Annotated in this window: 21 protein-coding genes and 1 tRNA gene; 13 read left to right on the top strand and 9 right to left on the bottom strand. The window is 57.8% G+C overall.

What is annotated here, in order from left to right:
• Positions 1 to 225: 225 nt before the first annotated feature.
• From WKI41_RS04800 to WKI41_RS04790, 3 genes are all read left to right on the top strand, one after another.
• A complete protein-coding gene (locus tag WKI41_RS04800) occupies positions 226 to 612 on the top strand; it encodes a TIGR02300 family protein (RefSeq protein WP_340192382.1) in 387 nt (128 codons plus the stop codon).
• Positions 613 to 764: 152 nt separating this feature from the next.
• Positions 765 to 840: transfer RNA gene (locus tag WKI41_RS04795), tRNA-Ala, on the top strand.
• Between the two features lie 133 nt (positions 841 to 973).
• A complete protein-coding gene (locus WKI41_RS04790; protein ID WP_306929610.1) occupies positions 974 to 1,102 on the top strand; it encodes a hypothetical protein in 129 nt (42 codons plus the stop codon).
• A gap of 302 nt (positions 1,103 to 1,404) precedes the next feature.
• Here WKI41_RS04790 and WKI41_RS04785 read toward each other — a convergent pair whose 3' ends face one another.
• Together WKI41_RS04785 and WKI41_RS04780 are read right to left on the bottom strand one after the other, a co-directional pair.
• Positions 1,405 to 2,286: a hypothetical protein gene (locus tag WKI41_RS04785; protein ID WP_340192381.1), complete on the bottom strand. Its 882-nt coding sequence runs from the start codon at positions 2,284 to 2,286 to the stop codon at positions 1,405 to 1,407.
• Positions 2,287 to 2,694: 408 nt separating this feature from the next.
• Positions 2,695 to 3,201 carry a MarR family winged helix-turn-helix transcriptional regulator gene (locus WKI41_RS04780; RefSeq protein WP_296035790.1) on the bottom strand — a complete coding sequence of 169 codons (507 nt, stop codon included), beginning with the start codon at positions 3,199 to 3,201 and terminating at the stop codon, positions 2,695 to 2,697.
• A 527-nt stretch (positions 3,202 to 3,728) separates the two neighbouring features.
• Between WKI41_RS04780 and WKI41_RS04775 the strand changes: the two genes are divergently transcribed.
• From WKI41_RS04775 to WKI41_RS04760, 4 genes are all read left to right on the top strand, one after another.
• Positions 3,729 to 4,514, top strand: a complete 786-nt coding sequence (locus WKI41_RS04775) for a cyclase family protein (protein ID WP_340192380.1) — start codon at positions 3,729 to 3,731, stop codon at positions 4,512 to 4,514.
• 101 nt (positions 4,515 to 4,615) lie between these two features.
• A complete protein-coding gene (locus tag WKI41_RS04770; RefSeq protein WP_340192379.1) occupies positions 4,616 to 6,205 on the top strand; it encodes a phytoene desaturase family protein in 1,590 nt (529 codons plus the stop codon).
• 17 nt (positions 6,206 to 6,222) lie between these two features.
• On the top strand, positions 6,223 to 6,729 hold the full coding sequence (locus tag WKI41_RS04765) for a MarR family winged helix-turn-helix transcriptional regulator (protein WP_340192378.1): 507 nt from the start codon (positions 6,223 to 6,225) through the stop codon (positions 6,727 to 6,729).
• A gap of 221 nt (positions 6,730 to 6,950) precedes the next feature.
• On the top strand, positions 6,951 to 7,445 hold the full coding sequence (locus tag WKI41_RS04760; protein ID WP_340192377.1) for a cupin: 495 nt from the start codon (positions 6,951 to 6,953) through the stop codon (positions 7,443 to 7,445).
• A gap of 63 nt (positions 7,446 to 7,508) precedes the next feature.
• On the opposite strand, the gene WKI41_RS04755 is transcribed toward WKI41_RS04760, so the two are convergent.
• From WKI41_RS04755 to WKI41_RS04730, 6 genes are all read right to left on the bottom strand, one after another.
• Positions 7,509 to 8,942 carry an NAD(P)(+) transhydrogenase (Re/Si-specific) subunit beta gene (locus WKI41_RS04755; protein WP_340192376.1) on the bottom strand — a complete coding sequence of 478 codons (1,434 nt, stop codon included), beginning with the start codon at positions 8,940 to 8,942 and terminating at the stop codon, positions 7,509 to 7,511.
• Positions 8,943 to 8,961: 19 nt separating this feature from the next.
• Complete coding sequence (locus WKI41_RS04750; protein WP_340192375.1) at positions 8,962 to 10,533, bottom strand: Re/Si-specific NAD(P)(+) transhydrogenase subunit alpha; 1,572 nt, start codon at positions 10,531 to 10,533, stop codon at positions 8,962 to 8,964.
• Positions 10,534 to 10,564: 31 nt separating this feature from the next.
• Positions 10,565 to 11,887, bottom strand: a complete 1,323-nt coding sequence (locus WKI41_RS04745) for an MFS transporter (RefSeq protein ID WP_340192374.1) — start codon at positions 11,885 to 11,887, stop codon at positions 10,565 to 10,567.
• 127 nt (positions 11,888 to 12,014) lie between these two features.
• Positions 12,015 to 13,565 (bottom strand): indolepyruvate oxidoreductase subunit beta family protein, encoded by a 1,551-nt coding sequence (locus WKI41_RS04740; RefSeq protein WP_340192373.1) that lies wholly within the window; start codon positions 13,563 to 13,565, stop codon positions 12,015 to 12,017.
• Positions 13,566 to 13,580: 15 nt separating this feature from the next.
• A complete protein-coding gene (locus tag WKI41_RS04735) occupies positions 13,581 to 15,734 on the bottom strand; it encodes a thiamine pyrophosphate-dependent enzyme (RefSeq protein ID WP_340192372.1) in 2,154 nt (717 codons plus the stop codon).
• Between the two features lie 377 nt (positions 15,735 to 16,111).
• The gene (locus WKI41_RS04730) at positions 16,112 to 17,104 is read right to left on the bottom strand and encodes an AraC family transcriptional regulator (protein WP_340192371.1); all 993 of its coding nucleotides are present in this window, start codon (positions 17,102 to 17,104) and stop codon (positions 16,112 to 16,114) included.
• A 165-nt stretch (positions 17,105 to 17,269) separates the two neighbouring features.
• On the opposite strand from WKI41_RS04730, the gene WKI41_RS04725 reads away from it, so the two are divergent.
• The 3 genes from WKI41_RS04725 to WKI41_RS04715 all read left to right on the top strand — a co-directional run bounded on the left by WKI41_RS04725 (position 17,270) and on the right by WKI41_RS04715 (position 19,903).
• Entirely contained in the window at positions 17,270 to 17,779 is a 510-nt protein-coding gene (locus WKI41_RS04725) for a flavin reductase family protein (protein ID WP_340192370.1), read from the top strand.
• Between the two features lie 42 nt (positions 17,780 to 17,821).
• A complete protein-coding gene (locus WKI41_RS04720) occupies positions 17,822 to 18,607 on the top strand; it encodes an SDR family oxidoreductase (RefSeq protein WP_340192369.1) in 786 nt (261 codons plus the stop codon).
• Between the two features lie 63 nt (positions 18,608 to 18,670).
• On the top strand, positions 18,671 to 19,903 hold the full coding sequence (locus WKI41_RS04715; protein WP_340192368.1) for a styrene monooxygenase/indole monooxygenase family protein: 1,233 nt from the start codon (positions 18,671 to 18,673) through the stop codon (positions 19,901 to 19,903).
• A 41-nt stretch (positions 19,904 to 19,944) separates the two neighbouring features.
• Here the strand turns inward: WKI41_RS04715 and WKI41_RS04710 are convergent, their stop codons facing one another.
• On the bottom strand, positions 19,945 to 20,526 hold the full coding sequence (locus tag WKI41_RS04710) for a winged helix DNA-binding protein (RefSeq protein WP_340192367.1): 582 nt from the start codon (positions 20,524 to 20,526) through the stop codon (positions 19,945 to 19,947).
• A gap of 119 nt (positions 20,527 to 20,645) precedes the next feature.
• On the opposite strand from WKI41_RS04710, the gene WKI41_RS04705 reads away from it, so the two are divergent.
• From WKI41_RS04705 to WKI41_RS04695, 3 genes are all read left to right on the top strand, one after another.
• Entirely contained in the window at positions 20,646 to 21,770 is a 1,125-nt protein-coding gene (locus tag WKI41_RS04705) for an LLM class flavin-dependent oxidoreductase (RefSeq protein ID WP_340192366.1), read from the top strand.
• Between the two features lie 240 nt (positions 21,771 to 22,010).
• Positions 22,011 to 24,323 carry a bifunctional salicylyl-CoA 5-hydroxylase/oxidoreductase gene (locus tag WKI41_RS04700; RefSeq protein ID WP_340192365.1) on the top strand — a complete coding sequence of 771 codons (2,313 nt, stop codon included), beginning with the start codon at positions 22,011 to 22,013 and terminating at the stop codon, positions 24,321 to 24,323.
• A 7-nt stretch (positions 24,324 to 24,330) separates the two neighbouring features.
• Positions 24,331 to 25,119, top strand: coding sequence for a 3-oxoacyl-ACP reductase FabG (locus tag WKI41_RS04695; protein WP_340192364.1), 789 nt, complete (start codon positions 24,331 to 24,333; stop codon positions 25,117 to 25,119).
• Positions 25,120 to 25,133: the final 14 nt, after the last annotated feature.

Below are 25,133 nucleotides of genomic sequence, written 5' to 3'. Positions count from 1 at the left end.
GGATAAAATCTCGAATGGACGTTTGCCTAAGGCGCGGGCTTTATCATAAAGAATGCGGGCGTTCACCCTGCAAGCGGCCGAAATCTTCCACCCCCACAATCCCATGCAGTTTATCTTTGACAGGCAACACTGCAGGGATTAAGGGGACCGGCTATAAATTTTACCGTCTACTGCCGAATTCGCGGCGTTAAGACCGAACTCATTCAAAAATTCGAGGCTTTGACAGTGGCAAAAGCGGAACTTGGAACCAAGCGCACCGACCCGGATACCGGCAAGAAATTCTACGACCTGAACCGCGACCCGGTTGTCTCCCCTTACACCGGCAAGTCCTGGCCGCTTTCCTTCTTCGAGGAAACGACAGCGCAGGCCAAGATGGAGCAGGCCGAGGAAGACGACGTTCAAGAAGTCGATACCGAAAGCACGGACGTCGAACTTGTCTCGCTGGAAGACGCAGATGGCGACAACAGCAACGACGAAGTTCCCGATGATATCGGCGACGATGATGTCGAGCTGGACGATGACGACGACACCTTCCTCGAAGCCGATGAAGATGACGACGATGACGACGTCTCCGGCATCATCGGTGTCGGCGGCGACGACGAAGAAGCCTGATTTTTCAAAGTTTTTTCGCCCGGTTACAAAAAAATGTCACCGGGCGAATTTTTCGGCTTGCCATCTTCATTCATGAGAAGTATCAAGCCGCCACCGAACGGAAACAACCGCTTCGGTTCCCGGAACCGGATCAAACATACCGGAACCCTTATGGGGCTATAGCTCAGCTGGGAGAGCGCTTGCATGGCATGCAAGAGGTCAGCGGTTCGATCCCGCTTAGCTCCACCAAATCTTGCTGAAAGATTTGTCGAATAGCAAACGCATTAGTTTGCCCCGCATTTCCGTCTGCGACATCCTTCCGATTTTTCTTGCTATTCTGCTCCAAAGAGCAGCTACTTCTTGTGTTGAAGAGGAGATTCCCATGGCTAAAGGTCAAGTGAGAAGCAACAAGGAAATCCGCAAACCCAAGAAGGACAAGGCCCCACCGCCTGCCGCTCCTACTTTGGGCGCAAAGGCCGTCGAGGCCAGCAAACAGAAGAAGCCGCAGTAAGTCTTCGCTATTTCAATGCGGAGCGGGCCTCTGAGAGTTCTCTGAGACCCGCTATCTGGCTTGAGGTTTAAAGCTGTAACCGAATGTAAGCAGCCTTGTCCCAGCCGGATGAACGCATTCCCCTTTACTGTATTCGTCTTAGAAACCTAGAAGTCGATTTGCAATTTTCGGCAGCGTTGGATGGACGTTCGATGATTATCTTGTAGCGACGTAAAACACGATATTCTCAATGTTTCGGCTACGCCCTCGTGTAAAACACGTAATTAGCGAAACGCACTTAGTTGCGGACTATTTTCGTTTTTTCACAGGCCGAAGCCCAGCGTGTTCTTCAAAAACTCGCCTGCTAAACTCGTAAGCGGTTTAAAAAGGAGTGCAGCAACAAGAGACCACCAAAGTGCTCGATGACGCGCAGGAGAACTGTTCTGATCAACTATTTCCGTGAACGGAAACGCCCACTTCGCATAACTAAACATGAAGCGATAAATCCATATCACACTCAATGCGATATAAAGATACGCGGCACCAACAACTACAGGACTAGTTAATCCGAACCACTTCGAAACGAATGGCTCAAACGCCCAGCATACATAAAGAGCTAACGGCAGGGCTATAATGAACAGGAATAGATCGTAGATCATACCGCCGTGGAACCATGTGCGGATTGGCCGTCGGCGCGTGATGTTTCTTCTGACGACCGCCTCCAATCCGCCCTGCCAACCAGGTCGGTTTCCAGAAATTGCCAGGCTCGTATTATTTGGAGTGGGCTCAGATAATACGCTGCCAGCATCAAACAACGCTGGAGAACGCAGATCAATAATAACTTCAAAAGCGTGTTCCGGCCGGATCCCAACGGTCTGCTGATAAGGAGCGATGTTTGACAGGTGGATTACTCGGATGCGAGGACCTTCTTCCTCAACTTTGACGATTTCAGGATCGGTATCGTGAACAGTGTCGCCGTTATCAAACTCTACAGTTCCCAATATCTTAAACGTGTCCCGTCGTGCGTTTTCTTTATAGGTCTCGAACTCTTCAACCGACTGGTCCGCTGGCTTCACCAAACGCGCTAATTCTATCTCGCCTTGCTCTGATACAACGTCATTGAGTTCCCTCCACATCCGTCGGATGCTGCTCAGCGTGACAGAGATAGAGCCAAGAGGAATCTTCTTATTCGTCAAAGTTGGCATAGAAACCCCGGGCACAGTTGTCTGAGTAAAGACTTCACATCTGCTTACACTTTGTTGTCAATTGTCTTACTTATTCCGTTCTGCGTTATTCACTGCTGGTTTATTGGCGTGCTGAGGCGATGTTTATCTCGATGTGTCATCAGCTGAAGTATTCACGACGCCTTTGACTTCCGCGAGCCATCCGGGACCCCGGCATAAAACGTAGGGAGATAGTGGCAGGAAATTTATGGTCAAGCGGGAACCAAGCTTTTGCTGACCACGCTGCGACAGGAGAATTTAACCTGGAGACGCGGCACCACTCCTGAAGATGGCGCTAACCCGCAACGCCTTTCCAGAAAGAGAGTTAACCACAACAGCAACGCCTAAATCTCGCGCAGGACCCGATGATTGGATCACACACACGAAAACTCACTCCTCATCCCCATCATCGCCCGAAAGATGATTGCGCGTCGACTGCTTCACTTGTCCGACATGCGTGATCAGCCCCGAAATCACGATCGGGTCGACGTCGGCCATCATGTCCTTTAGCCAGCCGTCATGGGCCTTGGCCATGGCGTCGAAGGTCTTGCGGCCCTTGTCGGTAAGATAAGCGACGATGACGCGGCGGTCGTCGGGGAGGCGTTCGCGGATGACGAGGCCGTCGGCCTCCAATCGCTCCACCAGGCCGGTGATGTTGCCGTTGGTCACCATGGTGCGCTTGGAGAGTTCGCCAAGCCGCAGGCCGTCGGTTTCGCGGTAGAGCTGCGAGAGGAGATCGAACTGCGGCAGCGTGGCGCCGAATTCGCGGCGCAGGCGACGGCGGATTTCCTGGGAGATGAGTTTGGTCGTCGAGAGCAGACGGAGCCACAGGCGCAGCTCCTGTTTCTTGCCATCCTGTGTATCGCTGATGATCGCTTCCAGATCGATAGCCGCCATAACCCGTCCCTTGTCCTGAAGTGTGCCGCGGCGTTCATACCGAAGCCGCCCCTTCAAGTTTCTTTTTCTAACACATGCCCTGACAGCAAAACCTTTGCCTGCTTTTCACGCGACATGCTCTTATCGGTAGTCTAGAACACCATTCGTGATGCGCGGTCAACATTCTCAAAGCTTCAAGCAATGGTCTGACTGCGGTCGAGGGGCGGTTGCCAAACTTCGGAGTCCGTCAGCTCGGCTGAGATCGTCGGCTGTTTCGTCTCCCAATATATGCTCATACAGATTTTCGAGGACCTGAAGAGCCGATCAGGTTTCATCATGCACGGTTCGACGCAAACGCTATGTCCTTTGCTCCGCTCATTTTGAGGCGAAATCGCTGCCGATCAAAGCTCCAACGAAAAACAATTTAAGCTTAAACAAAATTCTTGCATATCCATATTTTTGGTCATAGGTTTTTCTCATTATCGCATCTGCTTCTTCAGCAGCGCTGACGAAGCAGGAACAGACGGTTCAATAAAAGGGGAACGTAAATGACCGACGCTTCGACGATTGCAGGGCTTGCCAGCGGGTTGCTCTCCGGCAAGGTGAAGGTGGTGGACCTGACCGCGCCGCTTGGGCCAGACACGCCAGTTCTTTACCTGCCGCCACACTTCGGCAAGAACACGCCCAACGTCAAAGTCCACACCATTTCCGCCTATGATCAGGACGGTCCGTTCTGGGCCTGGAACTGGCTGGAGCTTGGCGAACATACCGGCACCCATTTCGATGCGCCGTGCCATTGGATTACCGGCAAGGACAATGCCGAAAACACGACGGACACCATTCCGCCGCAGAACTTCGTCGCGCCCGTCAACGTCATCGACCGCTCGAAGGAAGCAGCCGAAAACCCGGATTATCTGCTGACTGTCGAAAGCATTCAGGAATGGGAAGCCGAGCATGGCGCAATCGAGCCCGGCACCTGGGTGCTGCTGCGCACCGACTGGTACAAGCGCAACGGCTCGACGGAAACCTTCCTGAATGCTGATGAGAACGGCCCGCATTCCCCAGGCCCAACGGCGGAAGCCATCGAATATCTTCTATCCAAGGGCATTATCGGCTGGGGCCAGGAAACCATCGGCACGGATGCGGGCTCGGCTGGCGGCATGAACCCGCCCTTCCCTGCCCACAACCTGATGCACAAGGCGAACAAATATGGGCTCGCCAGCCTTTGCCATCTCGATCAATTGCCACCCAAAGGCGCGATCCTGATTGCAGCACCGCTGAAGCTGGTCAAGGGAACAGGCTCGCCTGTGCGGGCGCTGGCGCTCGTCGTCTAAGCCAGTCCGTCGCAGCGTTCTCTACGGGCCGGAGGCGTGGTTCATGCCTCCCCTGCCACATATGATGGAGATGCTGCCTTCGCCTATCCCGGAGTTTTCCCATGGCTGATCCTGATTACATCATCGTCGGAAGCGGCATCAACGCGCTGGTGGCTGCGGCTCTCTTGGGCAAGAAGGGCAAGCGCGTCCTGCTGCTGGAGAGAAACGACCGCATCGGCGGCTGCCTGCGCACTGAAGAGATCACTCTTGCGGGCTTCAGTCACGATGTCATGGCAACAACCATGGTACTGTTCCTGACGTCGCCGGCCTTCGCCGCTCTCGGCAAGGATCTGGAGGCCAGAGGCCTGGAATTTTGCCACGCGGCGACGCCAACTGGCGTTCTGCGGCCAGATGGCACGCATGCCATTCTCTCCATGGATCGTGCCCGCAACATCGCTCATTTCGATGGTATCTCCGAGGGGGACGGCAAGGCCTTCGACCGGGAGATGGGTCGTTTCGCAGGCAATGCCGGCTTCGTCTTCGGCCTGCTTGGCGGCAATCTCTGGTCCACCGCGACAGCCAAGCTGCTTGGTCGCGAAGTCTGGAAACGGGGATTGAAGGGGCTTACCGCATTTTTCGGTGAAGCACTGGCGCCCGCGCGTGGTTATCTCGAAACCACCTATCGCTCCGAAGAACTACGCGGGCTATTCGCGCCCTGGGCGCTGCATTGCGGCCTCGGGCCGGAAAGCGTCTATTCCGCCGAGATGACCCGCGTCATCGGCTTTGCTATCGAGGCGGCAGGTTGCCCGATCGTTAAGGGCGGGGCGGACAATCTGCTCGTAGCTTTCGAGCGGCTGATCACGGATCAGGGTGGCAGCATCATGCGCAACGCCGATGCTGAGCGGGTCGATGTCGATGCGTCCGGCAAGGCCGTCGGCGTCACGCTTGCCGACGGGAAACAATTGCTAGCAGCCAAAGGCGTCATCGCCTCCGTCACGCCCCATCAGCTTTACGAGCGCCTGTTGAACGCCTCGTCCACCAAGCTGCCACAACCGGTGCAGGAAGGGCTTGCCAGCTACCGATATGGCAAGGGCAATATGCAAATCCATTATGCGCTTCAAGCTGCGCCTCGCTGGCGCGCAGGCGAAGAGCTGAGCAAGGTGGCACTCTTGCATCTAACCCCCGGTCTCGATGGAGTCTCCCGTTCCGCCAACGAGGCCGAACGAGGGCTTCTGCCCGCAGAGCCAACGGTCTGCGTCGGCCAGCCGACAGCGCTCGATCCCAGCCGTGCGCCGGATGGCGCCGCCATTTTATGGCTCCAGGTGCCGGATACGCCGCGTCACATCAAAGGCGATGCGGCGAATGAATTGGCCTGCCCAGCTGACGGGCGGTGGACGGAGGCGCTGCGCGAGGCCTTTGCCGATCGCATCGAGGCGATGCTGCGCGCACAGATCGAAAATTTCGACGAGGGCGTTCTGAAGCGTCGCGTCTACGCGCCGACGGATCTGGAAGCGATGAACATGAATCTCGTTGGCGGCGATCCTTATGGTGGCTTCTGCGGGCTCGACCAATTCTTTCTCTGGCGTCCGTTCAAAAGCTCGGTTAACCACAAGACCCATGTTGCCGGGCTCTACCATATCGGGGCGTCCACGCATCCAGGCCCGGGTCTTGCAGGCGGCTCCGGTTTCCTGCTCGCCTCGTCCTTGCGCTGATAAGGGGATGAACGCACATGGATAACGGCTTTTCGGTCGAATTCCTCGGAAATCCCGACGACCAGACCAAACGCATTCCCAGCCTCGGCGAGATCGGGCTCAACAATTTTGCGCCCTATATCATGAACCGCATCATGGCACGGTGGAATGCAAACCTTGCCGAAGACATGAAGGCACGCGACGTCACCACCGTGAAGATGCGCGCGCTTGCCGTGCTGAACGTCTCCTCATCGCTTACCATCAACGAGCTTTCCGTCTTCGCCGTCACCGAGCAATCCACCATGAGCCGGACGCTGGATTCACTCGAAGAACAGGGCCTCGTGCGCCGCGTGCCGCGCCCTGACGACATGCGCGTGCGCGACGTGACGATCACCGATGAAGGCCGCGCCGTCTTCGAGGACGTCTGGCCGATCATGTACAACGATATGTGCCGGATGTTCAAAGACATCGACGACGAGGAATATCGCGCTTTCGTGACGACCCTGCACAAGATCCTGCGCAATATCCGCAGGCACGATATCTGAATCCTTCTCCCACGGATCGAGAAGCGAAACCGGTCCCGCTGTTTCCATCGAACTTTATGCTGAACCCGAAGCCGTTATCGGTGTTTAATCGACACCGCGAAGGCATAGGCCTGAAAATCTGCACAGATTTTCGAAAGGCGCGGCGCGTGGAATCAAAAGGTAGAGCGTCCTTTGTGAGTCCAATAGGACGCAAAGCGCTTGACTTGGCTGAGGAGGACCAGATGAAGATCGACCACTTTACCCTGTCGCCGAGCGAATGGGTCCCCAATCATCCGACCTTGCCTGCTCTTCTCTACAGCCAGATCCGAGCCGATATGGACTCGTCCGCCTTCGAGGACATGTTCCACGACAATGGCTGGACCGGCATCTGGCGAAACGGCGTCTTCTCCTATCATCATTATCACAGCGGCGCCCATGAGGTGCTGGGCGTCGGGCGCGGCGAAGCGAAGCTGCAGATCGGCGGGCCGGATGGGAAGATACTGGATGTGAGGCAAGGACACTGCCTGCTTTTGCCTGCAGGAACGGGACATAAGCGGCTAGAAAGCTCCGGCGATTTCCAGGTCGTCGGTGCCTATCCGCCGGGTCAAGAGGCCGACATCCAGCGCGACGCGCCAAGCGATAAGATGCTGGCTCTTATCCAGTCACTCCCAATACCTGAGACAGATCCCGTTTTGAAATCATCGGGTGGCTTGGTCGAGCTTTGGGCAAAGACGTAAAGGCGTGGGTGCCTCTGCGGCGAGGCCTCGATCTCATTAGGACGAGGCCTCGCCATTTTCACATCAGGATAGCAAAGGCACGAGCGCACTGACGCTTTGCTTGGCGTCGCCATAGAACATGCGCGTGTTCTCCTTAAAGAACAGCGGGTTCTCGATGCCGGAATAACCCGTTCCCTGGCCGCGCTTGGAGACGAAGACTTGCTTTGCCTTCCAAACTTCCAGAACCGGCATGCCAGCGATGGGCGAGTTCGGATCGTCCTGTGCGGCCGGGTTGACGATATCGTTGGAGCCGATGACGATGACGACATCCGTGCTCGGGAAATCGTCATTGATCTCGTCCATTTCCAGCACGATGTCGTAAGGCACCTTCGCTTCTGCCAGAAGCACGTTCATATGGCCCGGTAGACGGCCTGCCACGGGATGAATGGCGAAACGCACGGTCTTGCCGGCGGCGCGCAGCTTGCGGGTCAATTCCGAGACTGCGGCCTGTGCTTGAGCGACAGCCATACCGTAACCGGGCACGATCACGACGCTGTCGGCTTCGTTGAGAGCTGCGGCCACGCCATCGGCATCGATCTCCACCTGCTCGCCATTGATCTCCATTGCCGGACCCTTTGAGCCGCCAAAGCCGCCCAGGATAACGGAAATGAAGGACCGGTTCATGGCCTTGCACATGATGTAGGAGAGGATCGCGCCCGAAGAGCCGACCAGCGCGCCGGTGACGATCAGGAGATCATTGCCGAGCGTAAAGCCGATCGCAGCGGCAGCCCAGCCGGAATAGCTGTTCAGCATCGAGACCACCACCGGCATATCGGCGCCGCCAATGCCCATGATCAAGTGATAGCCGATGAAGAAGGCAAGCAACGTCATCAGCACCAGCGTCCAGGCGCCGGCGCCATTGCAGTACAAGATCAGCAGCAGGATCGAGAGTGCCGCAGCCCCCGCATTGAGGAGATGTCCGCCGGGCAGCTTCTTCGCCTTGCCATCCACCTTGCCCGCCAGCTTGCCGAAGGCAACCACGGAACCCGTGAATGTCACGGCACCGATGAAGACGCCGAGGAACACCTCGACCTTCATGATCGCCAATTCCACCGGCGTCTTGTGTGCCAGAAGGGCTGCAAAGCCGGTGAGAGCTGAGCGCGAAGCCTCATCCAGAGAGGCGACATGCGCCTCTTCGATATGGGCATTGAAGCCGATGAAGACGGCTGCCAGACCGACGAAGGAGTGCAGCGCTGCCACAAGCTGTGGCATCTCCGTCATCTGCACGCGGTTTGCGACGAAGTGGCCGAGCACCGCTCCGCCTGCCAGCATCACCAGCACGATGAACCAGTGGCCGACATCCGGTCCGAACACCGTTGCGATGATGGCGAGCGCCATGCCGGTGATGCCGTACCAGACGGCGCGCTTGGCGCTTTCCTGGCCGGAGAGACCGCCGAGCGAAAGGATGAAAAGAACCGCTGCGGCAACATAGGCCGCCGAAACAATACCAAGTGTCATGATAATCCCCTTCCCCGGCTCAAGACTTCTGGAACATGGCAAGCATGCGCCGTGTCACGAGGAAGCCCCCCACAATGTTGATGGTCGCGATCAGCACCGACAGTGCCGCCAGAATGACGACCAACCAGTTGCTTGAACCGATCTGCAGCAACGCACCCAGGATTACGATGCCGGATACGGCATTGGTGACCGCCATCAGTGGCGTGTGGAGGGAATGGCTGACATTCCAGATGACCTGGAAGCCGATGAAGCATGCCAGAACGAAGACGATGAAGTGGCTCATGAAGCTTGCGGGCGCGTAAGTGCCGACAAGAAGAAGAAGGGCTGTGCCCACAGCCAGAAGACCGACTTGGTTTCTGGTCTGCGTCTTGAACAGCTTGACTCCCTGCGCCCGCTTTTCCGCAGGCGTCAGCTCCTTGGCTTTCTCCTTCGGCTTCTGCGCGGCAATAGCCTGGATCTTCGGCGGCGGTGGTGGATAGGTGATCTCACCCTTATAGGCGACCGTTGCACCACGGATGACATCGTCTTCCATGTTATGCACGACCTGCCCATCCTTGGCTGGCGTCAGATCGGCCATCATGTGGCGGATGTTGGTGGCGTAAAGTGTCGAAGCCTGCGCCGCCATGCGACTTGGAAAATCCGTATAGCCGATGACGATCACGCCATTGTCGGAAACGATGCGCTGATCCGGAACGGTCAGATCGCAATTGCCACCGCGTTCAGCGGCAAGATCGACGATGACCGAACCGGGCTTCATTGCGGCCACCATATCGGCGAGCCAAAGCTTCGGTGCATCGCGACCGGGGATGAGCGCCGTGGTGATGACGATGTCGATCTGCGGCGCGAGCTCGCGGAACTTCGCGAGTTGCTTTTCACGAAATTCAGGCGATGAAGGAGCGGCATAACCGCCGGTCTCAGCGCCATCCTGCTGTTCGGCAAAATCGAGATAGACGAATTCAGCGCCCATGGACTCAATCTGCTCTGCCACTTCCGGGCGCACATCGAAAGCGTAGGTAATGGCGCCAAGCGATGTGGCTGTGCCGATGGCGGCAAGACCAGCCACACCCGCACCGATGATAAGGACCTTTGCCGGCGGCACCTTGCCAGCGGCGGTCACCTGACCGGTAAAGAAGCGGCCGAAATTGTTACCCGCCTCGATGACGGCGCGGTAGCCGGCAATGTTGGCCATGGAAGAGAGCGCATCCATCTTCTGGGCGCGCGAAATGCGCGGCACCATGTCCATGGCGATGACGGCGGCACCCTTGTCCTTTGCCTGCTGCAGAAGCGTCTGGTTCTGCGCCGGGTAAAAGAAGGAAATCAATGTTTTCTCTGGAGACAGCCGATCGATCTCGGAGGCCTCCGGCGGGCGAACCTTGGCAACAATATCGGACCCTGCGTAAAGCGCCTCCGCATTGTCGACCACCGTCACGCCCGCTGCCCGGTAAGCCTCATCGGAGAAACCGGCAGATTTGCCGGCTCCGCTTTCGATCAGGCATTCGTAACCCAGTTTCTGCAAGGCCTGAGCGCTATCCGGCGTCATCGCGACGCGCGCTTCGCTCTCATAAATTTCTTTAGGTGCACCTAGTCTCAAAAGTCCCTCCCTTAAACTCGAAACACTGCAATTACTTCGTCTCATATCGACCAATGGATGACGGTATTAACACAGTGGCGAGAGCCGCCAAGGCCGCTACAGCCGCAAATATGTAAAAGTTCCACTCAGGCGCAAGATTTGTGCTGGCGATGAAGCCGCCGAGCAGCGGGCCTGTCAGCGCGCCGATACGAGAGAAGCTGAGGGCAAAACCCGTACCCGCCGAGCGGATTGTCGGATCGAGCCGCTGTGCCAGAAAGCCAGTCAGAATGAGGGACGCTGAGACCGTGCCAAAGCCGGCAATGGCGACGAAGACGTAGTTCAGGAGAATGGAACTCTTGAAGGTAAGCGCTGCAATACCGATGGCGCCGACCAGGTAGGAAAGCGCAACCGTGCGCTTGATGCCGAACCTGTCCGCCCAGGTGCCGAGCACGATGCCACCAATGGCCGAGCTGAGGCTGAAGACCGCGAGAAACAACAGGCTGTCACCGAGATCATAGCCGTTCTTGCGCATGATCTGCGGCAGCCATTGCGCCAGGCCATAGACGAGAAGAAGCCCGAGAAACAATCCAACCCAGAAGCAGATCGTCTCGAAGGCCTTGTCGCGCGCGAAGATGGTCTTCAAAACAGCCGACCAGCCTGGACCTTTGGTACTTCTCTGGACAGTTCGCGGAACAGCGACACCCATGCGCCTTGCGGTCTCGGCCGCTTGCTTCTGCTTGCCGCGCAGTACGAGGCTTTCTACCGATTCCGGCAGGAGGAAGTAGAAAACCGGTACGATGAGAAGCGGTGCTGCACCGAAAAGCACGATCACGCGCCAGCCATAATCCGCCACAAAGCCGCGACTAAACAGCGCCGCAGCCAGGATGCCGAGCGAGTAACCGGAATACATCAGGCCATAATTGAAGCTCTTGCGGCTCTTGGGCGAGTACTCCACCGTCAGCGCTGCAGCAACGGGAATGATGCCGCCCAGGCCAAGACCGGCGACGAAGCGGCTGGCCGCAAACCAAAACGGGGTCGGCGCCACAGAGGTCAGGATCATGCAGGCGGCAAACAGGCTGAGGCAACCCATGAAGAGCGGCTTGCGGCCATAGATTTCGCTGAGCGTTCCGACAACAATACCACCGATGAGCATGCCGATCACGGTATAGCTGCCCATTGCGCCCAGTTCGAGCGGCGTTAGCTTCCAGACGGGGTCTGTTGCGAGGGCTGGCAGAATGGCGCCGAGAACGCCGACATCATAGCCCTCGGCGAAGATTGCAAACCAGCAGAGTGCCACCACCAGCAGGCTTTTGCGCGGAGAGATTTCCGCGGGCTTGCCGGCCGCGTAGGACGATGTTTCGATTGGCTGTGTCATGACAAAGTTCCCCCTTGTACGCGAAGGCCAGGCCCCGCGCATTCGACACGAATTGAAATGGTGAATTAGGGACGGTCACCCTTCTCAGGGCGCCGCCGTTCTTATCGTTATGGTGTCGCAGCCGCGCTTAGAGCGTTGCGACTGTCTTCAGGGCGCCATCCAGCGCAATCCCCTGCTCGTCCAGCAGTGCTGCCTGTCGCAGGCGGCGCATCCATGCAGCTCCATCCTCACGATCCCGCAGCAGTGGTAGCGCCGACATCACGCGGTCGAACTTTGAGAGACCACGTGAGTGGGTATCCGAATAGCCTTTCACCAAACGACGATTGCCGAGAACCTCCACGGCCAGATCGTAATTGGCGGGCAGGACCTCTTGCGCTTTTTCGATCCAGGCATCGCGGTGGGCAACTTCGATATGGTGGCGCAGGCTGCCGCGGCGGAAACGGCGTAAGGCGGAGGTGACGTAAAGGCCAAGGAACCAGAACAATGTACCGGTCTTCACCCGCCGACCCTTATCGATGCGGCGATTGAGGAAGGAGAAGAGTTTCGGGCTGTTCTCGATCCACTGGCCAAGCCTGCGTGGAAGCGTGCCGCACACTTCCTCCATGCGTGGATGCATATATTCCGTCGTATAGAGCAGTTGATCGCCTTTCACGCCAACTTCCTTGCGCACGCGTTCGAAGCGGGCGGAACGCGTTTTCAAGTCTGCAACACGAATGACATCGTCATAGGCCATGGCGACGGCCAGATATTTTGCTGCCTGTGCCGTGAAGGCGTAATCCTTCTCCGCGCCGCCATTGGCGGCATCTGCCTTATGAAGCGAGGCAAGCCGGGTCAGATACTCATCCGCATAGGCCGGATCCTGGAACTCGGTCAGCTTCTTCACACCGGCATAGAGCATGGAGTGCGCATTTGCCGGGAACTCCGTGCGAATGCGGGCAATCAGCCCATCCAGCGCAGGATGACCGGCGGAAGCGGGCAACTCTTCCAGCTTCTTGGCGGGCGTGGCGGAAAGTTTATCGTTCTCGCCCCTGGTCGCGCGCTCGTAAGCGGCATTGAAAGCGCGAAGGCTGGCCTCTATCCCCTTGCCGCCCGACTTAATCGTGGCTTCAAAGATATCCTTGGAGAAGGGCAATGCCTTGGAGGCGGCCAGCGCACCGAAAAGCGCCGAGGACACCACGCTGCCGTTCTTGACCGCAAGTGTATCCATATCGAAAGCAATCGTCTTCTTGGCGGCAAAGTCCGTCGCATCGACCACGACGGTGGGATTGCCGATGCCGTCACCGGGCTTTTCCTTTTCACCGACCGCATAGGAGCGATGGGTGGAGGCAATCAGCAAGGTCTTGTCTGGCGTCACAAGGCCACGAATGACCGAACGGCCGGCCTCCATCAGTTCAGCGGCAATGACGATATCGACATCGCCGGGTGTCGGCATCAAGGAAAGGATCGGCTTTTCGCCGTCTCGTGCCTTCAGCAATTCGAGATAATAGATGGTCGCGCCCGTGCGCTGGGCAACACCTGGGACAGACGTCGTCTGAGCAACCCAACCCTGCCCTTCGGCCAGCGATATGATCCAGTCCGCCAGCACGCCGCCGCCCTGGCCACCCATGGCGAGGATGGCAATCGAAAGCGGCTTGTCGGCGGAGAGAACGGACGAAAACTGTGTTTGCAAGCTATCCATGATGCGCTCTCCTCCTTACGCCGGGAACATGACGCGCGACGCGTTTCTGCGCTTTTGCAGCCACTGAATGACTGCGGAACGCAGGCGATAGAGAAACCTGTCGGTTTTCGTCGGATTGTGGATGACGTCGGCCCGGTAGAAGGACGGGCACAGAACTGCCGCTTCCGAGACTTCGCCGCAGTTGCCGCAACCCACACATGAATTGTCGATCGCCGCCACCGGATCGTCCTTCAGCGGATCGTCCGTGTGCTTGACCGAAAGCGACGGACAGCCGGACAAGCGAATGCAGGCATGATCGCCGGTGCAGACATCCTCGTCTACGCCGAAGCGTTCCTTCACCACGCGCTTGCCATCCTTCACTGCCTTGGCGAATTGCGGCTTCACGCGCCGCTGCTTGTTCAGCATGCATTCCGAGGAAGCGACTATGATCTTCGGACCTTTCTCTTCGGTGGTCAGCGCCTCTTTCAGCGTGTCTCGCATTTTCGCCACGTCATAGGTGCGGTCGATCTGCTTGACCCAGGTGGCACCAATGCCCTTCACCGCCGTGACGATCGAATTATTGGTCTTGCGGTTCGGGTTGTCGGCGCGCGAGGACAGGACATCCTGCCCGCCGGTGGCAGAGGCATAGAAATTGTCGACGATGATGGTGACGCCATCCTGCTTGTTGAAGACGGCGTTGCCGACGGAGGTGGCAAGCCCGTTGTGCCAGAAGCCGCCATCGCCCATCACCGCAATCGAACGCTTGTCCGCATCCACATTGAAGGCTGAGGCCGAAGCCGGGCCAAGCCCATAACCCATTGTTGTGCCGCCAATATTGAAGGGTGGCAGGATGGAAAACAGGTGGCAGCCGATGTCGGCAGACACATGGTGCGGTCCAAGCTCCTTCTCGACGAGCTTCATGGCAGCAAAAATCGGACGCTCGGGACAGCCGGTGCAGAACCCCGCCGGGCGCGCAGGAACGACTTCGGCAAGCGCCTTCACCTTCGGGTCGCTCAGAACGGCGGATGGATCGGGAACAGGCGGGCGATTGCCGAGAAGCTGCGGTCCATTGACCTCAAGGAAACCGGTCAGACCCTTGAGCAGCACCGGCGTCGTATACTCGCCACCCATGGGCAGCAAATCCTTGCCGGATACCTTGGTCTGAATATCGCGGCGGCGCATCAGTGTGTGGAGCGCCTGCTCGATATATTCAGGCGCGCCCTCTTCCACCATCAGCACCGCCTTCTTGCCCGCGGCAAACGCGACGATCTCGTCATCGATCAGCGGGTAAGAGACATTCATGACATAGAGCGGGATGCGGCTGTTGCCATAGACATCGGCGAGGCCGAGATGCTGGAGCGCCCGCATGGTGCTGTTGTAGAGACCTCCCTGAAGGATAAGACCAACCTCGCCTTCGGTCGGACCGAAGAATTCATTCAACTTGTTGGTCTTGACGAACTCGACTGCCGCTGGCCAACGACGCTCCAGCTTGTCCTTCTCGTGCTGGAAGGAGGCAGGCGGCAGAACGATGCGGTTGAGATCGCGAACCGGATTTTCCAGCGCCTGTTTCAGCGTGTAGGACGGACGCTTGTTATCCTTGGCGACGAACTGGCCGTGAACGTGACAGCTACGGATGCCGACCTGCAGCATGACAGGCGTGCTCGATGCTTCAGAAAGCTCAAAGCCCTTTTCTACCGCATCGACGATGGAGGTCAGATTTGGACGTGGGGTCAAAAGCCACATCTGCGACTTCATCGCAAAGGCATGGCTACGCTCCTGCATGATGGAGGAGCCTTCACCATAATCCTCACCGATGATGACGAGAGCGCCACCCGTTACGCCACCAGAAGACAGGTTGGAGAGCGCATCCGAGGCGACATTGGTACCCGCGGTCGATTTCCAGGTCACAGCGCCGCGCACCGGATACATGACGGATGCGGACAGCATCGCAGCGGCGGCGGCTTCGGATGCCGAAGACTCAAAGTGAACGCCGAGTTCCTGCATGACGTCCTTGGCATCGGCAAGAACATCCATGAGGTGGGAAATCGGCGATCCCTGATAGCCGCCGACATAGGAGACGCCCGATTGCAGCAGCGCCTTGGTAATGGCGAGAATGCCCTCGCCGCTGAAGATTTCACCTTCTCCCAGCTTGAGGTCTTCAACCTCCCGCGCAAATGACCGTTCGGCCATGATGGTTCCCCTTATGACTATTACGCCTTTATATGCAAAATCATATTTCTACTTCTAAGCAGATGTCAACTGGGAAAGATTTAAACCTAAAATAACTGCGACAGGCTATAATAAAGGGATATATCTGCATGTTTTTGCATAGCCGCAAGTCTGCACGCATATGCAAATGCACATTTCTTGCGCAAAGCTACATTGAGGCGCAACTTTCCAACGCATATGGATCGATCGAGCCCAACAATACCGCCTATAATGTTTAGGCTTAAAAGATCATGGGCGGACGCGACGAGTGAGTCGTTCCTCGCATCGCCGCTGCTCGCGACCATCTTGTCTTGGTGAAACCTTTGGCCGTCAGGCGACTCGGTCGGGGTCGGCCAACATCAAGACCATCCTCTGTTCTGTCGCAAGGTCTGAGAAGGCGTCTCGCCGTACCGCTCTCGATAGGCAAAGGCGGCACGGCCTAGGTGACCGAGACCGGAGGAAAAGACGGCGTCAGCCACGCTGATATCGGCAGACGGCGCCAACAAGGTTTTACGCAAAAGCGCAAGGCGCGCATCCTGCAACGCCTCCATCAAGGTCTGCCCTTTGGCTTTCCGATAGCTGTCCTGAAGGGTGCGCAGTGGAACGCCAGCCGCCTCGGCTATATCGGCTGCGGTGATCGGGCGTTCGGCATTCGTCCTGATATAATCTTCGGCGCGCTGAACCGGCAAAGGACCAGCACCTTGACCCGATCGCTGCAGAAGGTCTTTGCGATTATGGGAGAGCCCGCTCAGCAGCAGATTGATGAGTCCGTCGCGGAGCATGATCCGGTAGGCCTCTGGAAACTGGCCGATGCCTTTGGCAGCACCTGACATCAGCATACTGTGCTGAAATATCCCTTGCCCGATCCCAGAGGTCAGGTCGATCGCCGGCTCGAACTCGATGCGCTCGGATCGTTCATGCGCTAAAGTCTCGAATTGGCTTTCGACCAGATCGCGCTCCAACAGAACGATCAGTTTCTCGCATCCCTCCGACCAGCGCATGCGCGTCGAGAGTGTTGGCGACAGAAGTGTCGCCGTGCGGCCCTCTGCAACATGGGTCTCATCATTCCCACAACGAACAACGGCACTGCCTTTCATCGGAAGCTGCAGAAGAAAGAAGCGCGAGAGTTCGCCGGGATCTATTTCGACTGCGGACCCATAGGAGACGACGTTGATGGAGTGGCCAGGCTCCTCGACCACATCGTGAACCGCGTGAAAGCCGTTTTTCCAAGTTCCATCGACCAGCAGAAAATGCGGGCAGAAGATACGCCCGATCGCTTCTCGCGCCTCATCCACGTCGTGGGTATCCACCACAGGACGAGCGCCTGGCTGCTGTTTACCGATATCGATCATCAGTCACTCGCCGAAATGACAAAAGTGAAGTTTCAGACCGCCTGCTGCCGAAACTGGATAAATCCCTGCGCAATCTGGATTGCCGATTGGACCTCTTAGCCGGAACATCGCTGAAAGTTTAAACATAAAACGAATGCGAAATCCATTCGCAAAGGGAACAAAAACATGAGCAGTGAGGAATTCCGCGCCGGCATGCGCAAGCTGACCGGCGGTGTCACCATCATCACCTCCATGGACGCAGAGGGCAACCGCTGCGGGCTGACCGCCACTGCCGTCTGTTCGCTATCGACCGAGCCTCCATCGCTACTGGCCTGCGTCAACCGTTCGAGTTCGGTTGCAGCCGTAGTGGAAGCAAGCGGCGTCTTCGCCGTCAATGTTCTGTCTTTCGATCAGCAGCCAGTGGCAGAGGTCTTTGCTGGACGCGCCGGGCTTGTGCGTGAAGAACGCTTTGCCGCAGGCGAATGGATCAAGGGCATCATGACCGGCGCGCCGGTTCTGTCTGAAACCTGCGTCTCGTTCGAGTGTGAGATCGCCGAGGTCAAGGAATTCGGCACGCATCTGATCCTGATCGGCAAGGTCGCCAAGACGCATTGCGCGCCGGAAGACGACAATCCGCTGATCTATGGCAATGGTGCGTTTCTGACCGCAGCCGCACCCCCACAAGCTGCGGCCTGAAATCCACACATCTATTCTGCTGACATTTGCAAGGAGACGACCATGCGCGGACTTCAAGGGAAAACTGCGATCATTTCCGGCGGCGCAACGCTGATTGGCGAGGGCATTGCCAAGGTTCTTGCCGGCTACGGTCTATCGGTGGTGATTGCCGATATCAACGAAGAGGCCGGAAGGGCTGCGGCTGAGCGCGCCGGAGACAAGGTCCATTTCATCCGGACCGATATTACCAGTGACGCCAACATCGCAACACTCATCGACAAAACGGTGGAGGCCACCGGCCGCCTGGATTTTCTTGTCAACGTCGCCTGTACCTATCTCGACAATGGCGTCGAGACGACCCGCGCCGACTGGCTGAAGGCCTTCGACATCAACGTCCTCGGCTCGATCGCGCTGATGCAGGCCGCCCACAAGCACCTTGCCAAGAACAAGGGTGCCATCGTCAACTTCGGCTCCATTTCTTCGCGCGTGGCGCAAACCGGTCGCTGGGTCTATCCGGTCTCCAAGGCCGCCATTCTGCAGCTGACACGCAATCAGGCCATGGATCTGGCGCCGGACGGCATTCGTGTCAACGCCGTCTCTCCCGGTTGGACGTGGAGCAATGTGATGGTCGAGCTCACCAAGAACACCCGCGAAAAGGCAGACAATGTCGCCAAGGACTTCCACCTGCTGGGCCGCACCGGCAGCCCGGAAGAAGTGGCGGAAGCCGTGGCCTTCCTCCTTTCCGACAATGCGAGCTTCATTACCGGAACCGACATTCGCGTCGATGGCGGCTACACCGCCATGGGACCGGAGCGCAACGAGCCGGCAATACCACGCCTCATGGATTGAGCCGCATCGAGATCAATAAACGGGAACATCACAGCGGAACTTGAGACAACAGGGAGAATGAAAATGACGAAGAAGCGCAGTTTTACCATCGTCGGCGGCGGCCAATCCGGTCTGCAACTGGCCTGTGGCCTGCTGGATGCCGGTCATTCGGTCCATATCGTGCAAAACAGAACCGCCGAAGAAATCGCCTCCGGGCGCGTGCTGTCCAGCCAGTGTATGTTCGATCAAGCCTTGCAAAACGAGCGGGAGCTCGGCCTCAACTTCTGGGGCGACAGTTGCCCAACCGTCGACTCCATCAACTTCGTGGTGCCGGCTCCAGATGGCGGCAAGGCCATCGAATGGAACGGCAAACTGGACAGCAAGGCCCAGAGCGTCGACCAGCGCGTCAAGATTCCACGCTGGCTGACCGAGTTTGAGCATCGCGGCGGTCAGTTGACCATACACGATGCCGGAATCGAAGATCTCGAAACCTATACTCAGGAAAGCGATCTGGTCATTGTCGCCGCTGGCAAGGGCGATATCGCCAAGATGTTCGAGCGCGACCCGCAGCGCTCGCCCTATGACAAACCGCAGCGCGCTCTGGCTTTGACCTATGTAAAGGGCATGGCGCCACGGCTTGGTCACTCGGCGGTCAACTTCAACCTCATTCCCGGTGTCGGCGAGTACTTCACTTTCCCAGCGCTGACGACCACCGGCGCTTGCGACATCATGGTGTTCGAAGGTCTTCCCGGCGGTCCGATGGATTGCTGGAAGGATGTGAACTCGCCGGATGCGCATCTCGAAAAGTCGAAGTGGATCCTCGACACCTTCCTGCCTTGGGAAGCGGAGCGCTGCACCGATGTCTACCTGACCGATGACAATGGACGTCTGGCGGGCGCTTTTGCGCCAACCGTGCGCAAGCCCATTGGCAAGCTGCCCTCGGGTGCCACTGTTCTCGGTCTGGCGGATGCCGTCTGCCTCAACGACCCGATTACCGGTCAGGGCTCGAACAACGCGGCGAAGGCTGCCAAATACTACATGGACGCGATTCTTGCTCATGGTGACAGGCCGTTCGACGATGCCTTCAAGCAGGCGACATTTGAAGCCTATTGGAGCTATGCGCAGTATGTCGTCGGCTGGACCAATGCATTGCTCGCACCGCCACCACCGCATGTGCTGAACATCATGGGTTCGGCTCAGGCCTTCCCCGCGTTGGCAAAACGCATTGCCAACGGCTTCAACGATCCGCGCGATTTCTTCCCATGGTTCGCAGTGCCGGAAGAGGCCGATGCCTATCTGACCAAGCTCGCGGCTTAACGACTTTCACGACTTGAGAGGCCGCGCATCCGTGCAGCCTCTCATTCTTCCAAAGGCTCTTTCGGTAAGCGACGGTGGGTCGCGGCGCTGAGCGCCGCATGCTCATAGATGCCGGTCATCAGATCGAGCGTCGTGGTGGCGTCTTCCAGACGATGGCGCAGCTCCGGCACCGATTGAACGGCCTTCGCCAACAGCGAGGCGCGCACATCCGCGTATCGATCGGTAACGAGCTTGCCCTTCTCCGTCACGCTATAGACGACGCCCGACCTTCCACTCCCACTCTTTTGCACCAGCCCGGCGCCGATCAACTTGCGCAGGCTATATTGCATATTGGGAATGTCATCCCGGTTTGCCAGCCGTGCAAGGTCCTTTATCGATTTGGGTCGCTCATTCATGCGGATGATATGGAGCATGGCGTTTTCCGGACCGCTCACCGCAAGATCGACAACCGAGCCCAAACACTCCGCCTGCCAGCGTCCGAAGGCTTCGAAAGCCCGCATCAGCGCGAACTCCGCCTCTGCCAGATCGACTTCCGCAGGCGTGCGGGCCAGATGCCAACGCCGGTCCAATGCCTTATCATTGTCTGGATTGCGGTGATCGTTGCCGTTTTTCTGCCTGCTCATCGGTGTTGTTGCCCTGCTCTCACTTCCGCTTTTGTGATCTCTCGATTGCCCATTGACAAGCTTGAAGTTTAAAATAGACTTTCTATTGTAAATTCTATTAAAAGAATGGGGAACCAACCATGACGGAGAACTCGATGTTCGCCGCCGGGCAGTTTTTGCTTGGCACATTTGCGTCCAATTGCTCGGGCGGCATGTCCGTTACCAAAGTGCCGGAGCGCTGGAAGAACAGCTGGGACAACAATCTGAAACTCGCCCGACTGCTGGATGATGCCGGCATCGACTTCATGCTGCCGATCGCGCGCTGGATTGGATATGGAGGCGAGACGAATTTTCACGGCAACGTGCTGGAAACGATGACCTGGGCTGCCGGATTGCTGGCGAGCACACGCAACATCAACGTCTTTGCCACCATTCACACCGCCGCCAATCATCCGGCTGTCGTGGCAAAGCAGATCGCCACCATCGATCAGATCAGCAATGGCCGCGTCGGTTTGAATATCGTCGCCGGTTGGAATCAGCCGGAATATGAGGCGCTGGGGCTTAATCTTCCCGCCGATCATGAAAGCCGCTATGCCTATGCCGACGAATGGTTCGATGTCGTCAAAGCACTCTGGCAGAAGGAAGAGGCGTTCGATTATAACGGCACCTTCTTCCACCTGAAGAATATTCTTGGCGATCCTCGTCCTTCCCGCAAAGTCCCTATTCTTAACGCCGCAGGCTCTGGCCAGGGCCGCGACTTTGCTCTTCGCAATGCCGACTTCCTGTTTACACCGGCAATCGATCTTGGCCGTTCGGAGGTGGAAATTGCCGAGTTGAAGGCGAAAGGTGCGGAAGCAGGTCGCAACACTGGCGTGCTGACCTTCTCGCATGTCGTCTGCCGCCCGACGGAAAAGGAAGCCACGGATTATCTGCAGAATTTTGGGAAGGACAATGCGGATTGGGACGCCGTGGACAATCTGGTGAAGCTGCAGTTTGCCCATGCCCACTCCTTCCCGCACGATCTTCTCGCTCTCATCAGAGATCGTATGGCCGCGGGCCATGGTGGCTTCCCGTTGGTCGGAACGCCGCAACAGGTGGCAGAGGGCCTGATCTCGCTGCACGAGGCCGGCTTTGCGGGAACGACGCTCTCCTTCGTCGATTACGCCGAGGAATTCCCATATTTCCGCGACACCGTTCTTCCATTGCTGGAGCAGGCAGGCATTCGGTTGCCTGTTGCGCGACAGCAGTCCGCTCTTGCAAGCTGAAGCACTCGTAGATCCCTATCTTCTGATTTCAGACGAGAGAGTGGGGCTGCTGCAACGAACGCCTCTCACTAATATATTTCCATCTGCCGTGATCGCAGGAACCGTACTGCGGCCATTTATTTTAAGTCTAAAATAAAACTCGATATATGCATATGCATACTTGACAGCCCGCCCATCCAAAATTAGTTTAATCTTCAAATAAGAGCACGTGAAGGTGCACCCAAAGCCACGGAGGGTTACATGCGTATCGTTTGTATCGGTGGAGGCCCGGCAGGACTCTATTTCAGCCTGCTGATGAAGAAACTGCATCCCGAGCATCATATCCGCGTCGTCGAACGCAACCGTCCCTATGACACATTCGGCTGGGGCGTCGTGTTCTCCGACCAGACCATGGCCTCGATGCAGAAGTGGGACAAGGAAAGCGCTGACGAAATCCAGCAGGCATTCAACCACTGGGACGATATCAAGGTTCTTTTCAAGGGTACGCGCCAGCGCACAACCGGTCACGGCTTCGTCGGCATCGGCCGCAAGAAGCTCTTGAACATTTTGCAGAGCCGCTGCGAAGCGCTCGGCGTCGAACTGATCTTCGAAACCGACGCTGGCGGCGACCAGGACTTCCCCGATGCCGATCTGGTCATCGCATCGGACGGCTTCAACTCAAAGGTTCGCAACCGTTACCCGGACGTGTTCCAACCGGACCTCGTCAAACGCCCGAACCGCTACATCTGGCTCGGCACCAAAAAGCTGTTCGACGCCTTCACCTTCGATTTCCGCAAGACCGATCACGGATGGTTCCAGGCGCATATCTACAAGTTCGATGAGAACACCTCGACCTTCATCGTCGAAACGACCGAAAAGGCTTATGAAGAGCATGGCCTCGGCCAAATGAGCCAGCAGGAATCGATCGATTTCTGCCAGAACCTCTTCGCCGAGACTCTTGAAGGCGCGGAGCTTATGACCAATGCGCGCCATATGGTCGGCTCTGCCTGGCTGAACTTCAACCGGCTGATCTGCGGCAAATGGAGCCATTTCAACGGCAATTCCCATGTGGTGCTGATGGGCGACGCCGCCCACACGGCTCACTTCGCCATCGGCTCCGGCACGAAGCTTGCCATCGATGACGCGATCGAGCTTGCCAACCAGTTCAACAAGGCTGGCCACGGCAAGGATAGCATTGCCGATGTTCTGAAAACCTACGAAGACATCCGCCGCGTCGACGTGGCACGCATTCAGAATGCCGCCCGTAACGCCATGGAGTGGTTCGAAGTGGTTGGCGATCGCTATGCCGATACGCTGCCGCCCGAACAGTTCATGTATTCGATGTTGACCCGCTCGCAGCGCATCAGCCACGAGAACCTGCGCCTGCGCGACAAGGAATGGCTTGAGGGTTACGAACACTGGTTCGCCCGTCATTCCGGTCTTGCGGTCAAGGAGAACGAGCGCTGCCTGCCGCCGATGTTCACGCCCTACACAGCGCGTGGCACGACGCTGCCCAACCGCATCGTCGTGTCGCCGATGGCGATGTATTCGGCGACCGACGGTCTGCTTGATGATTTCCACATGGTGCATCTTGGCGCCCGCGCGCTTGGCGGTGCCGGTCTGGTCTTTGCTGAAATGACCTGCGTCTCCCCGGATGCCCGTATCACCCCCGGCTGCCTGGGCTTGTGGAACGACGAACAGACAAAGGGCTGGAAGCGCTTTGTCGATTTCGTTCACACCAACAGCGCCGCCAAGGTCGGCATTCAGCTCGGTCATGCCGGACGTAAGGGCGCGACCAAGCGGGCATGGGATGGTATCGACCAGCCGCTTGAGGAAGGCGGATGGCCGCTTCTCTCCGCTTCGGCGATCCCTTACCTCAAGCACAGCGCCGTTCCGAAGGCGATGGATCGGGCCGACATGGACCGCGTCAAGGCCGACTTCGTTGCCGCCAGCCGGCGCGCAGCGGAAGCAGGAGCCGACTGGCTCGAATTTCACGCAGCCCATGGCTATCTGATTTCATCCTTCCTTTCGCCGCTGACCAATCGGCGCGAAGATGAGTATGGCGGGTCTTACGAAAACCGTGCCCGCTACCCGCTGGAAGTCTTCGCCGCAGTGCGCGAAGAATGGCCGGAAGACAAGCCGATCTCCGTTCGCCTCTCCTGTCATGACTGGACGGAAGGCGGCAACACGCCGGAAGATGCCGCGATCTTTGCCAAGATGTTCAAGGATGCAGGCGCAGACCTGATCGACTGCTCGTCCGGCCAGGTCTGGAAGGAAGAAAAGCCGGTCTATGGACGCCTGTTCCAGACGCCCTTCTCCGACAAGATTCGCAACGAGATCGGCATTCCGACCATCGCGGTCGGTGCGATTTCGGAGGCGGATCACGCCAACTCGATCATCTCTGCAGGTCGTGCGGATCTCTGCGCCGTGGCCCGCCCTCATCTGGCCGATCCCGCCTGGGCTCTGCACGAGGCGGCGAAGATCGGCCTGAAGAACGTACCTTGGCCCAAGCAATACATGTCCGGCAAGTTCCAGTATGAGGCCAATCTCGAACGCGCCTCCGCGGGCAAGTGAGAGAGCCATGTTAAACGCTCTCCCCCTTGAAGGACGGCATGCGCTCGTTACCGGTGCCGGGAGCGGCATTGGTGCTGCCATCGCCCGCACGCTGGCGATGGCCGGGGCCAATGTAACGCTCGCCGGTCGCCGCCGCGAGCCGCTGGAAGCGGTGGCTTCCGAGATCGGAAGTCAGGCCTTGGTCCTCGACGGTTTTGACGTGACGAAGCCGGAGGCGATTGCGGACGGACTTGAGACGGCACGCCAATCCTTCGGTGCCATCTCAATCCTCGTCAACAATGCCGGCGAAGCGCCAAGCGCGCCTTTCGAGAAAACATCATCGGAGATGTGGGGCCATGTTCTTTCGGTCGATCTGACGGGCGTGTTCAACGTCACCCAGGCCGTGCTGCCGGACCTGAAAACCCATGGCGAGGGAGCACGCATCATCAATATCGCGTCCACGGCGGGGCTGACGGGTTATGCCTATGTGTCCGCCTATTGCGCAGCCAAGCATGGCGTGATCGGCCTGACACGAGCTTTGGCCCTGGAACTGGCGAAAAAGGGCGTGACGGTAAACGCCGTCTGCCCCGGCTTTACCGACACGCCGATCATCCAGCAGTCGCTCGACACCATCATGCAGAAGACCGGACGCAGTCGCGAAGAGGCGCTTTCGGAATTCACTAAGTCCAACCCGCAGGGCCGGCTGATCCAGCCGCAGGAAGTGGCCGATGCCACGCTGTGGCTCGCCTCACCCTCTGCGGGTTCGGTGACCGGCCAGGCAATTGCGATTGCTGGCGGCGAGGTCATGGCAGGCTAAACGGAGATAGAGAA

This window comes from Agrobacterium larrymoorei, from assembly GCF_037722385.1.
Classification (GTDB): Bacteria; Pseudomonadota; Alphaproteobacteria; order Rhizobiales; family Rhizobiaceae; genus Agrobacterium; species Agrobacterium larrymoorei_C.
Note: the sequence above shows the minus strand (reverse complement) of the source record. Positions and strands in the feature narration are given on the sequence as shown.

Coding starts and splice junctions, on each gene's coding strand:
- WKI41_RS04760 (WP_340192377.1), top strand. CDS start 6,951: ATGAAGATCGACCACTTTACCCTGTCGCCGAGCGAATGGGTCCCCAAT.
- WKI41_RS04775 (WP_340192380.1), top strand. CDS start 3,729: ATGACCGACGCTTCGACGATTGCAGGGCTTGCCAGCGGGTTGCTCTCC.
- WKI41_RS04715 (WP_340192368.1), top strand. CDS start 18,671: ATGACGAAGAAGCGCAGTTTTACCATCGTCGGCGGCGGCCAATCCGGT.
- WKI41_RS04740 (WP_340192373.1), bottom strand. CDS start 13,565: ATGGATAGCTTGCAAACACAGTTTTCGTCCGTTCTCTCCGCCGACAAG.
- WKI41_RS04785 (WP_340192381.1), bottom strand. CDS start 2,286: ATGCCAACTTTGACGAATAAGAAGATTCCTCTTGGCTCTATCTCTGTC.
- WKI41_RS04730 (WP_340192371.1), bottom strand. CDS start 17,104: ATGATCGATATCGGTAAACAGCAGCCAGGCGCTCGTCCTGTGGTGGAT.
- WKI41_RS04755 (WP_340192376.1), bottom strand. CDS start 8,942: ATGACACTTGGTATTGTTTCGGCGGCCTATGTTGCCGCAGCGGTTCTT.
- WKI41_RS04745 (WP_340192374.1), bottom strand. CDS start 11,887: ATGACACAGCCAATCGAAACATCGTCCTACGCGGCCGGCAAGCCCGCG.
- WKI41_RS04705 (WP_340192366.1), top strand. CDS start 20,646: ATGACGGAGAACTCGATGTTCGCCGCCGGGCAGTTTTTGCTTGGCACA.
- WKI41_RS04735 (WP_340192372.1), bottom strand. CDS start 15,734: ATGGCCGAACGGTCATTTGCGCGGGAGGTTGAAGACCTCAAGCTGGGA.
- WKI41_RS04790 (WP_306929610.1), top strand. CDS start 974: ATGGCTAAAGGTCAAGTGAGAAGCAACAAGGAAATCCGCAAACCCAAG.
- WKI41_RS04710 (WP_340192367.1), bottom strand. CDS start 20,526: ATGAGCAGGCAGAAAAACGGCAACGATCACCGCAATCCAGACAATGAT.
- WKI41_RS04695 (WP_340192364.1), top strand. CDS start 24,331: ATGTTAAACGCTCTCCCCCTTGAAGGACGGCATGCGCTCGTTACCGGT.
- WKI41_RS04765 (WP_340192378.1), top strand. CDS start 6,223: ATGGATAACGGCTTTTCGGTCGAATTCCTCGGAAATCCCGACGACCAG.
- WKI41_RS04780 (WP_296035790.1), bottom strand. CDS start 3,201: ATGGCGGCTATCGATCTGGAAGCGATCATCAGCGATACACAGGATGGC.
- WKI41_RS04700 (WP_340192365.1), top strand. CDS start 22,011: ATGCGTATCGTTTGTATCGGTGGAGGCCCGGCAGGACTCTATTTCAGC.
- WKI41_RS04725 (WP_340192370.1), top strand. CDS start 17,270: ATGAGCAGTGAGGAATTCCGCGCCGGCATGCGCAAGCTGACCGGCGGT.
- WKI41_RS04770 (WP_340192379.1), top strand. CDS start 4,616: ATGGCTGATCCTGATTACATCATCGTCGGAAGCGGCATCAACGCGCTG.
- WKI41_RS04720 (WP_340192369.1), top strand. CDS start 17,822: ATGCGCGGACTTCAAGGGAAAACTGCGATCATTTCCGGCGGCGCAACG.